The following is a 7,782-nucleotide window of genomic DNA, read 5'->3' on the forward strand; positions in this document are numbered from 1 at the left end:
GGGCGAAGTGCCCGCGCGTCTGGAAGCGCTGGCGGCGCTCGGCGGAATGGATCGGGCCGCCCTGCACAGCCAACTCGCTGCTGCGGTCCAGGTGATCCTGCACGTCCACCGCAGGGCCGACGGCAGCCGCGGGCTGCACGAAATCGGACTGGTCCGCCGCGACGACTCCGGCCACGTCCGCATCAGCGCGGCCTGGCGTGCCGATAGCGCCCCGACGCCGGCGGCCACCCAGCTGCGGCAGCTGTTGAACGAACGGCTCGGACGATGATCGGCGCGCTGGCATGTCTGGTGCTCGCGCTGCTGCTGGCGCCGCTAGCCGTGTCGCAGCGGCGGTTCCGCGAGCTGTTCGGCGAGGTCGGAAAGCGCCCGACGATGCGACGGGGGACCCTCTTCCAGCTCGCGGCACCGCTGGCATGCGCGTGCGCCTTCCTGCTCGGCATCGGTCCGCTGACAGCAGCGGTGCTCCTGGCCGCGACGCTGATCTTCCGTGGGCGGCGCAGTGCGCGAGATCGTCGCCATGCCGCTGAATGCGGCTATCTGCTCGACGCGCTCGAGTCGGTGATCGGCGAGCTGCGGGTGGGCGCGCATCCGAGCCGCGCCGCGGAGACGGCGGCGGGTGATGCGAAAGGCATTGCCGCGCAAGTGTTCGCGGTCGGCGCGGCACGCAGCAGGCTCGGCGGCTCCGGTGCGGACGGGTTGTGCAGACCGGAGTCGGTGATCGCGGCCGAGCTCGACCGCGTCGCCGAGGCCTGGCGCGTGGCCGAACACCACGGTCTTGCACTGGCCGAGCTGCTGGGCGCCGCGCGCGTCGATCTGATCGGCCGTATCCGTTTCCGCGGCCGCACGACCGCCGCGCTGGCCGGTGCCAAAGCGACGGCGACGGTCTTGGCGGGGCTGCCGCTGCTCGGCGTCGGCCTCGGCCAGCTCATGGGAGCGGCGCCACTGGAGGTGCTGTTCACCGCTCCCGCGGGCGCGATCCTGCTTCCGCTCGGCACCGCCCTGGCCTGCGCCGGACTGCTGTGGTCGGACGAGATCACTCGAAGGGTGCTGCTGTGAACCATTCGAAACGTGCTGTGTACCAGGAGGTCACCCATGGGATCGCCGGCCCCGGTCGCCGCCATGCTGTCGGCCGTCGCGTTGCTGCTCCTGCCGGGCCGGCTGATCGTGATGCGACGGCTGAACCCGGCCGACAGGTCTGTTGTCGGCCGGCGGAGGTTCGCGCGCGCGAAGCGACAGCGGGGAGTCGACCCCCTGGCAGCCGCCTCGGTCTTCGATCTCCTGGCTGCCTGCCTACGAGCGGGCATGCCCATCGACTCAGCGGTGTACGCCGTGGTTCCGGGCGCACCGCCGGCGCTGGCCGGGCCGCTGCGTCGGGCCGCCGATCTGCTGGCACTCGGCGCCGACGCGGCGTCCGCGTGGGAGCGGGCGGCGCGGGAGGCGACCGATGGGTCCGGGGAGATCGAGGCGCTGGCGCGACTTGCGCGCCGCTCGGCCCGTTCCGGGTCCTCGCTCGCGGTGGCGGTGGGGGAGTTGGCCGAGCAGCGTCGCGGCGCGGTCCAGGATGCGGCTGCCGCGCGGGCCGAACGGGCCGGTGTGCTGATCGGCGGCCCGCTCGGGCTGTGCTTCCTGCCCGCGTTCATCTGCCTCGGCATCGTCCCGGTGATCATCGGGCTCGCCGGCCGGGTGCTCGGCGGCGGGCTGTTGTGACAGCGCCGGCCACGTCGGCATCGAAGACGTTCCCGCGCGGACTCGCCGCGCGGGCTCGCAGGAGAGGGGAACAACATGCGAATCGAAAGGGCGGCGTGGCCCGGTGGCGCCGGGGCGTGCTCGACCGGAACCCACCGGATGCGCTCGGTGGGCGCGGCGGTGCGGGCTCGGCTCTATCACCTGATGGCCGACGACAGCGGCATGAGTACCGCGGAATATGCCATCGGCACGATCGCCGCCGCGGCCTTCGGGGCCGTGCTGTACGCCGTGGTGACGGGCGACAGCATCGTGGATGCGCTGACCAAGATCATCGACCGGGCGCTCAACACGAACGTCTAGCGCGGAGCGTGCGGCCTTGGGGCGCACCGCTTCTCGATGACGACACCGGCTCCGTCACCGTCGAGGCGGCGATCGCCCTGGCGGCGCTGGTCGTGGCTGTCGTCGCGTGCATCGGTGCGCTGCTGGCAGCCTCGACCCAGGTCCGCTGCGTAGACGCCGCTCGCGAGGCCGCCCGCCTCACCGCCCGTGGTGACGTCGCCAACGCCGTCCCCGCCGCCCGCGCCATCGCTCCACCGGGCGCAGATATCTCCGTTCGCCTCGAAGGGAGCCGGATCCTCGCCATCGTCACCGCGGGCACGCCGCTGCTGCCGCTACTGGAACTGCGGGCGGAAGCCGTCGCGACGCCGGAACCGGGAGCAGAACCATGAGCGACCGTTATCCCCGCCTCGGCCAGGCCCGGGCCGAGGCCCGCAAGTTCATGCCGATCCGGGGTGAGGCGGGTGCCGCGACCGTGTTCACCGCGCTCGCGCTGGCCGCGCTGCTGGGGATGACGGTGCTGGTGGGGCAGGTGGGCGCTGGAGTGGTGGCGCGGCATCGGGCGCAGGCGGCCGCTGATCTCGCGGCCCTGGCGGCGGCCGGGGCCTTGGTCTACGGAGAGGTGGACGCGTGCAAGGAAGGGGGTGAGGTCGCCCGTCGGATGCGGATGACGATTCGCGGATGCGAGGTCGCCGAGTGGGACGTCGTCGTGACCGTGGAAGGAAAAGTACCAATGGGTCTATTAGGCGACCGAACAGTACGTGCGTTGGCACGGGCCGGGCCGGTCGAAGAACAGCGCTGATGGCACATCCGGCATTTTGTTAACGACGAGTATTCCCATTTCTTATCGATGAATTAATACGGCGCTGCTGTTAATTCTCCGGGCACTCGAGGAAAAGGGATGAACAGATCCGCATATGGATACGTGAGAGGACATGGCTATGCGCCAGTTAACATGAGAACTTTCCTCTTTAATCGGATCCCGCTGGCGAACCCGGTTACTCCGCGCACGCACCGGGCTTCGGCCCCGCCACCACCGCCGCAGATGACCGGATGGTCACACCACGGCGGCGACAACGTCACCGTTCGGGCAGGCGGCCGTCACCTGGCGCTTCGCAGCTCGGCCAGCACGGCGGTCAGCAGCCGGGAGGCACCGGTCTTGTCCAGCGGACTGTTGCCGTTACCGCACTTGGGTGACTGCACACAGGACGGGCAGCCGGCCACGCACGCGCACGAGTCGATGGTCGCCGACGTCGCCGACAACCAGCGCTCGAGCTGGGCATAGCCGCGCTCGGCGAAACCAGCACCACCGGGCTGACCGTCGTAGACGAACACGGTCGGCAGCCCGGTGTCGGGATGCTCGGCGATGGATACACCACCGATGTCCCAGCGGTCGCAAGTCGCCACCAGCGGTAGCAGGCCGATGGCGGCGTGCTCGGCAGCGTGCAATGCGCCGGGGACCTGGGCAGGGGTGACGCCTGCCCGTGCCAGTAGGTCCGGCGTCACGGTGTACAGCACGGCCTTGGTGGGCAGCGTCTGCGGCGGCAGGTCGAGTTCCACCAGGTCGAGCACTTCGCCGCTGGCGAGCGTGCGCAAGTACCCGACCACTTGGCTGGTGACGGTGACCTGGGCCGATGCCGCGGTGACTCCGCCATGGACGCGGCGGTCGAGGAATGCGTCGACGGTGAGGGAGGTGGTCTGGCGCGCGCTTGTGGTCCAGCCGGGATCGCCTGCGTGGACGAACGCGACCCCGCCGTCGAGGTCCAGTTCGTCCACCACGTAGGTCTCGCCCTGATGCAGGTGGACGGCGCCGGTGTGCAGGGTCGCCAGCGCGCGACCGGCGTCGGCGGTGCCGAGCAGCCTGCCGGACTCGCCGTCGACGATCGCTACCGGTGTCCCGATGCCGCCGCGGACGTCGACCGCGTCATGCGGCTGCGCATCGGCGGTGACGTACCAGCGCGCGGTGTCCGGGTTGCCGTTCTCGCGGCGCCGGATCAGCCCTTGACCGGCGAGATCGGCCAGTACCGTGCCCGCACCGAGTTCGTCGGCTTCGCGGTCGGTCAGCGGCAGTTCGAGCGCCGCGCACAGCAGCTGCGGCCCGAGCACGTACGGGTTGCCCGGGTCGGTGATGGTGGCCTCGACCGGCCTGCCCAGCAGCGCTTCCGGGTGGTGAACCAGGTAGGTATCCAGCGGATCGTCCCTGGCCACGAGCACGACCAGAGAACCCTGGGTCCGCCTGCCCGCCCGCCCGGCCTGCTGCCAGAACGAGGCTACGGTGCCGGGAAAACCGGACATCACCACGGCGTCCAGACCCGCGATATCGACGCCGAGCTCGAGCGCGTTGGTGGTGGCCGCGGCCAGCAGCCTTCCGTCCGAGATGGCGGCTTCCAGCTCGCGCCGATCCTCGGGCAGGTATCCGCCGCGGTATGCCGCTACCCGGTCGGCCAGGTGCGGATCCACCTCGGCCAGCAGCCGCCGGGCTTCCATCGCCGCCACTTCGGCGCCGCGCCGGGACCGCACGAACGTCAACGTGCGCGCGCCCTCGACCACCAGATCGGCCATGATCCTGGCCGCCTCCGAGTTCGCCCCCCGGCGCACCGGCGCACCGTTCTCGCCGGTCACGGCGGTCGACAGCGGCGGCTCCCACAAGGCGACGGTGCGCGCACCGCGCGGTGACCCGTCCTCGGTGACGGCCACGCACGGCGCGCCGACCAGGCGCGACGCGGCTTCGGCGGGATCGGCGGTGGTGGCCGAACACAGCACGAAAACCGGATCAGCGCCGTAATGCGCGGCCAGCCTGCGCAGGCGGCGCAGCACCAGTGCGACGTGCGAGCCGAAGACGCCGCGGTAGGCGTGGCATTCGTCCACCACCACATAGCGCAGCCGGCGCAGCACCCTGGCCCAGCGCTTGTGCGAGCGCAGCATGCCCACGTGCAGCATGTCCGGGTTGGTGAAGATCCATCGCGCGTTGGCCCGCACCCACTGCCGGATCTCCCCGGGCGTATCGCCGTCATAGCTCGCGGCGTGGATATCGCGCAGCGGGCCGTCGTGGGTGAGTTCGCCGATCACGCGCAGCTGATCGGCGCTGAGTGCCTTGGTCGGCGCGATATAGAGGGCGGTGGCCTTGGGATCGTCGAGCAGATCGCTGAGGACCGGCAGCTGGTATCCCAGCGATTTCCCGGAAGCGGTGCCGGTCGCGACCACCACGTGCTGCCCGCCAACCGCGGCCTCGGCAGTGCTGACCTGGTGCGACCACGGCGCCCGGATGCCGATTCCGGCGAGCGCGGTGACGACCTCAGGGCGCACCCATTCGGGCCAATCGCCGTGGCGCCCTGCCCGCGCCGGAAGTTCGGCCACGTGGGTGAGCCGAGAGCCCCCGTCCGAGCCCTGCGTTCGGACACGATTCAGCAACGATCGCCCGTAGCTTTCGCCGTTCGCGGTCGCTGTACGGCTCGTCCGGTCTGCCGGATTCACTCGTCCGGCCCTCCGGCGTGTCGGGAAAGTGTGAAACGTGTGCGTCCAGGGAGCGTCACCTGCCAATTCGATACCCAATAGCGACCTGGGTCACAGCCCGGTAGCCAGATGCTCGCTCGGTTATTGAGGGGCAAACGTACCGGAAGTCTGGATTCCCCCAATGTGTCCCTCACCTGCGCATTCGCAAGATCAAGTTTTTTGCAAATTGTCGGTAACTCCGCTGTTGAATTGCGCAGAGACATGGTTCACTGGTTCCTGGTCGCAAGCTTCTGTGTTCGAGGGACGGATCCAAAGTCCAAACCGTCGGCAGGATCGATGTTGCGAACGATGTACTTGGTCTTTCCTTGCAGGGGGAACCAACAGTACAGCGGTCGGAACGGGCCCGGTGGACGAACCCAGTTGTCCGCCGTTCCGGTAAGAAAAGAAGAGGAACAGAATGGCACAGGGAACTGTGAAGTGGTTCAACGCGGAGAAGGGGTTCGGCTTCATCGCGCCCGAGGACGGCTCCGCTGACGTCTTCGTCCACTACTCCGAGATTCAGGGGTCCGGCTTCCGTACCCTCGAGGAGAACCAGAAGGTCGAGTTCGAGGTCGGCCAGGGCACCAAGGGCCCGCAGGCCACCGGAGTTCGCGCGCTCAGCTGAGCTCGCATTCATCCACAGCTCGTCCCTCACCACCGGTAACGGCGGTGAGGGACGAGCTATATCTGGGGTAGGTTCCTCCGTCTCCACCCCCGCCGCGCGGGACGGCCGGACCGGGGCACTGCATACTGATCCGCGATAGCGCGTACGCTCGGTGGTTCCGATCGCAACCACTCGACCGCGCGCAGCGTCAAGGTATAAACGTGTCTGGTAGCGATATACGACATCGCCACTATTGCCCTAGCCGTGCGGACGCCAACAGCGGCGCGCGGGTCGAGAAGGAAAGGTGTATTCGCCGGTGGCAACACGAGACCGCGGTGCAGCCGACCAGGGCCGTCCCCTGCGTCGTCTCGTGATCGTCGAGTCCCCGACCAAGGCCCGCAAAATCGCGCCCTATCTGGGCCGCAATTACACGGTGGAGGCCTCCGTCGGTCATATCCGGGACCTGCCGCGCGGCGCGGCCGACGTGCCCGCCAAATACAAGGGGCAGCCCTGGGCGCGCCTGGGTGTCGACGTCGATCACGACTTCGAGCCGATCTATGTCGTCAGCCCGGATAAGAAGGGCAAGGTCACCGAGCTCAAGAGCCTGCTCAAGGACGCCGACGAGCTCTATCTGGCCACCGACCCCGACCGCGAGGGCGAGGCCATCGCCTGGCATCTGCTGGAGACCCTCAAGCCGAAGATTCCGGTCCGGCGAATGGTGTTCCACGAGATCACCGAGCCCGCCATCCAGGCCGCGGCCGCCGATACCCGCGATCTGGACAGCGACCTGGTCGACGCGCAGGAGACCCGCCGCATCCTGGACCGGCTCTACGGCTACGAAGTCAGCCCGGTGCTGTGGAAGAAGGTCATGCCGCGATTGTCGGCCGGCCGCGTGCAGTCCGTCGCGACCAGGGTGATCGTGCGTCGTGAGCGCGAGCGGATGGCGTTCCGGTCGGTCGAGTACTGGGATATCGCCGCCAAGCTCGACGCTGGCGATACCGGCGCGGCCGGTGGAAATCCGCGCACGTTCGGTGCGCGTCTGGTCAACGTCGACGGTGCGCGGGTGGCCTCCGGCCGCGATTTCGGGTCCGACGGTCAGTTGAAGGCCGACGCCGGTGTCGTCGTGTTGGACGAGGCGTACGCGCGGCGGCTCGCCGAGGCGCTCGACGGTGCCGACCTGGTCGTGTCCTCCGCCGAAGCCAAGCCGTACTCCCGCAAGCCGTACGCGCCGTTCATGACCTCCACCCTGCAGCAGGAGGCCGGCCGCAAACTGCGCTTCACCTCCGAGCGCACCATGCGGGTGGCGCAGCGGCTGTACGAAAACGGCTACATCACCTACATGCGTACCGACTCGACTACGCTGTCGCAGTCGGCGATCAACGCCGCCCGGTCGCAGGCCACCCAGCTCTACGGTGCGGAGTACGTGCATCCAACGGCCCGGCAGTACACCCGCAAGGTCAAGAACGCGCAGGAAGCGCACGAGGCCATCCGTCCCGCGGGCGATACCTTTGCCACCCCCGGTGAGCTGCACGCCCGTCTGGACAACGACGAGTTCCGGCTCTACGAGCTGATCTGGCAGCGCACGGTCGCTTCCCAGATGGCCGACGCCAGGGGAACCACACTCACCCTGCGGATCACCGGCGTCGCGGGGACCGGTGAGGAAT

Annotated in this window: 8 protein-coding genes and 1 pseudogene; 8 read left to right on the forward strand and 1 reads right to left on the reverse strand. The window is 69.2% G+C overall.

Going from position 1 to position 7,782, the window contains the following annotated elements; genetic code table 11:
- The 6 genes and pseudogenes from RJ05_RS31255 to RJ05_RS01760 form a co-directional block, all read left to right on the forward strand.
- Positions 1–268 (forward strand): annotated as a pseudogene (locus RJ05_RS31255) (ATPase, T2SS/T4P/T4SS family); the annotation flags it as partial.
- Positions 265–1,056 (forward strand): hypothetical protein, encoded by a 792-nt coding sequence (locus tag RJ05_RS01740; protein ID WP_036532293.1) that lies wholly within the window; start codon positions 265–267, stop codon positions 1,054–1,056. The pseudogene RJ05_RS31255 and the gene RJ05_RS01740, both read left to right, overlap by 4 nt.
- Positions 1,057–1,092: 36 nt before the next feature.
- A complete protein-coding gene (locus RJ05_RS01745; RefSeq protein WP_181062451.1) occupies positions 1,093–1,707 on the forward strand; it encodes a type II secretion system F family protein in 615 nt (204 codons plus the stop codon).
- Positions 1,708–1,845: 138 nt separating this feature from the next.
- Positions 1,846–2,046 carry a DUF4244 domain-containing protein gene (locus tag RJ05_RS01750; protein WP_036532296.1) on the forward strand — a complete coding sequence of 67 codons (201 nt, stop codon included), beginning with the start codon at positions 1,846–1,848 and terminating at the stop codon, positions 2,044–2,046.
- Positions 2,047–2,054: 8 nt separating this feature from the next.
- A complete protein-coding gene (locus tag RJ05_RS01755; protein ID WP_036532299.1) occupies positions 2,055–2,414 on the forward strand; it encodes a TadE family type IV pilus minor pilin in 360 nt (119 codons plus the stop codon).
- A complete protein-coding gene (locus RJ05_RS01760) occupies positions 2,411–2,824 on the forward strand; it encodes an Rv3654c family TadE-like protein (RefSeq protein WP_174343882.1) in 414 nt (137 codons plus the stop codon). Before RJ05_RS01755 ends, RJ05_RS01760 begins: the two co-directional genes overlap by 4 nt.
- A gap of 299 nt (positions 2,825–3,123) precedes the next feature.
- Here RJ05_RS01760 and sftH read toward each other — a convergent pair whose 3' ends face one another.
- On the reverse strand, positions 3,124–5,433 hold the full coding sequence (sftH, locus tag RJ05_RS01765; RefSeq protein ID WP_036532302.1) for a DEAD/DEAH box helicase: 2,310 nt from the start codon (positions 5,431–5,433) through the stop codon (positions 3,124–3,126).
- Positions 5,434–5,932: 499 nt separating this feature from the next.
- Between sftH and RJ05_RS01770 the strand changes: the two genes are divergently transcribed.
- Together RJ05_RS01770 and topA are read left to right on the forward strand one after the other, a co-directional pair.
- Positions 5,933–6,139, forward strand: a complete 207-nt coding sequence (locus RJ05_RS01770) for a cold-shock protein (protein WP_011206895.1) — start codon at positions 5,933–5,935, stop codon at positions 6,137–6,139.
- 295 nt (positions 6,140–6,434) lie between these two features.
- On the forward strand, positions 6,435–7,782 hold a 1,348-nt coding region (topA, locus tag RJ05_RS01775), incomplete at its 3' end, for a type I DNA topoisomerase (protein WP_036532312.1).

Source organism: Nocardia cyriacigeorgica NBRC 100375 (assembly GCF_000308555.1).
Lineage (GTDB): Bacteria > Actinomycetota > Actinomycetes > Mycobacteriales > Mycobacteriaceae > Nocardia > Nocardia cyriacigeorgica.

Coding starts and splice junctions, on each gene's coding strand:
- RJ05_RS01760 (WP_174343882.1), top strand. CDS start 2,411: ATGAGCGACCGTTATCCCCGCCTCGGCCAGGCCCGGGCCGAGGCCCGC.
- RJ05_RS01770 (WP_011206895.1), top strand. CDS start 5,933: ATGGCACAGGGAACTGTGAAGTGGTTCAACGCGGAGAAGGGGTTCGGC.
- RJ05_RS01750 (WP_036532296.1), top strand. CDS start 1,846: ATGCGCTCGGTGGGCGCGGCGGTGCGGGCTCGGCTCTATCACCTGATG.
- RJ05_RS01740 (WP_036532293.1), top strand. CDS start 265: ATGATCGGCGCGCTGGCATGTCTGGTGCTCGCGCTGCTGCTGGCGCCG.
- RJ05_RS01745 (WP_181062451.1), top strand. CDS start 1,093: ATGGGATCGCCGGCCCCGGTCGCCGCCATGCTGTCGGCCGTCGCGTTG.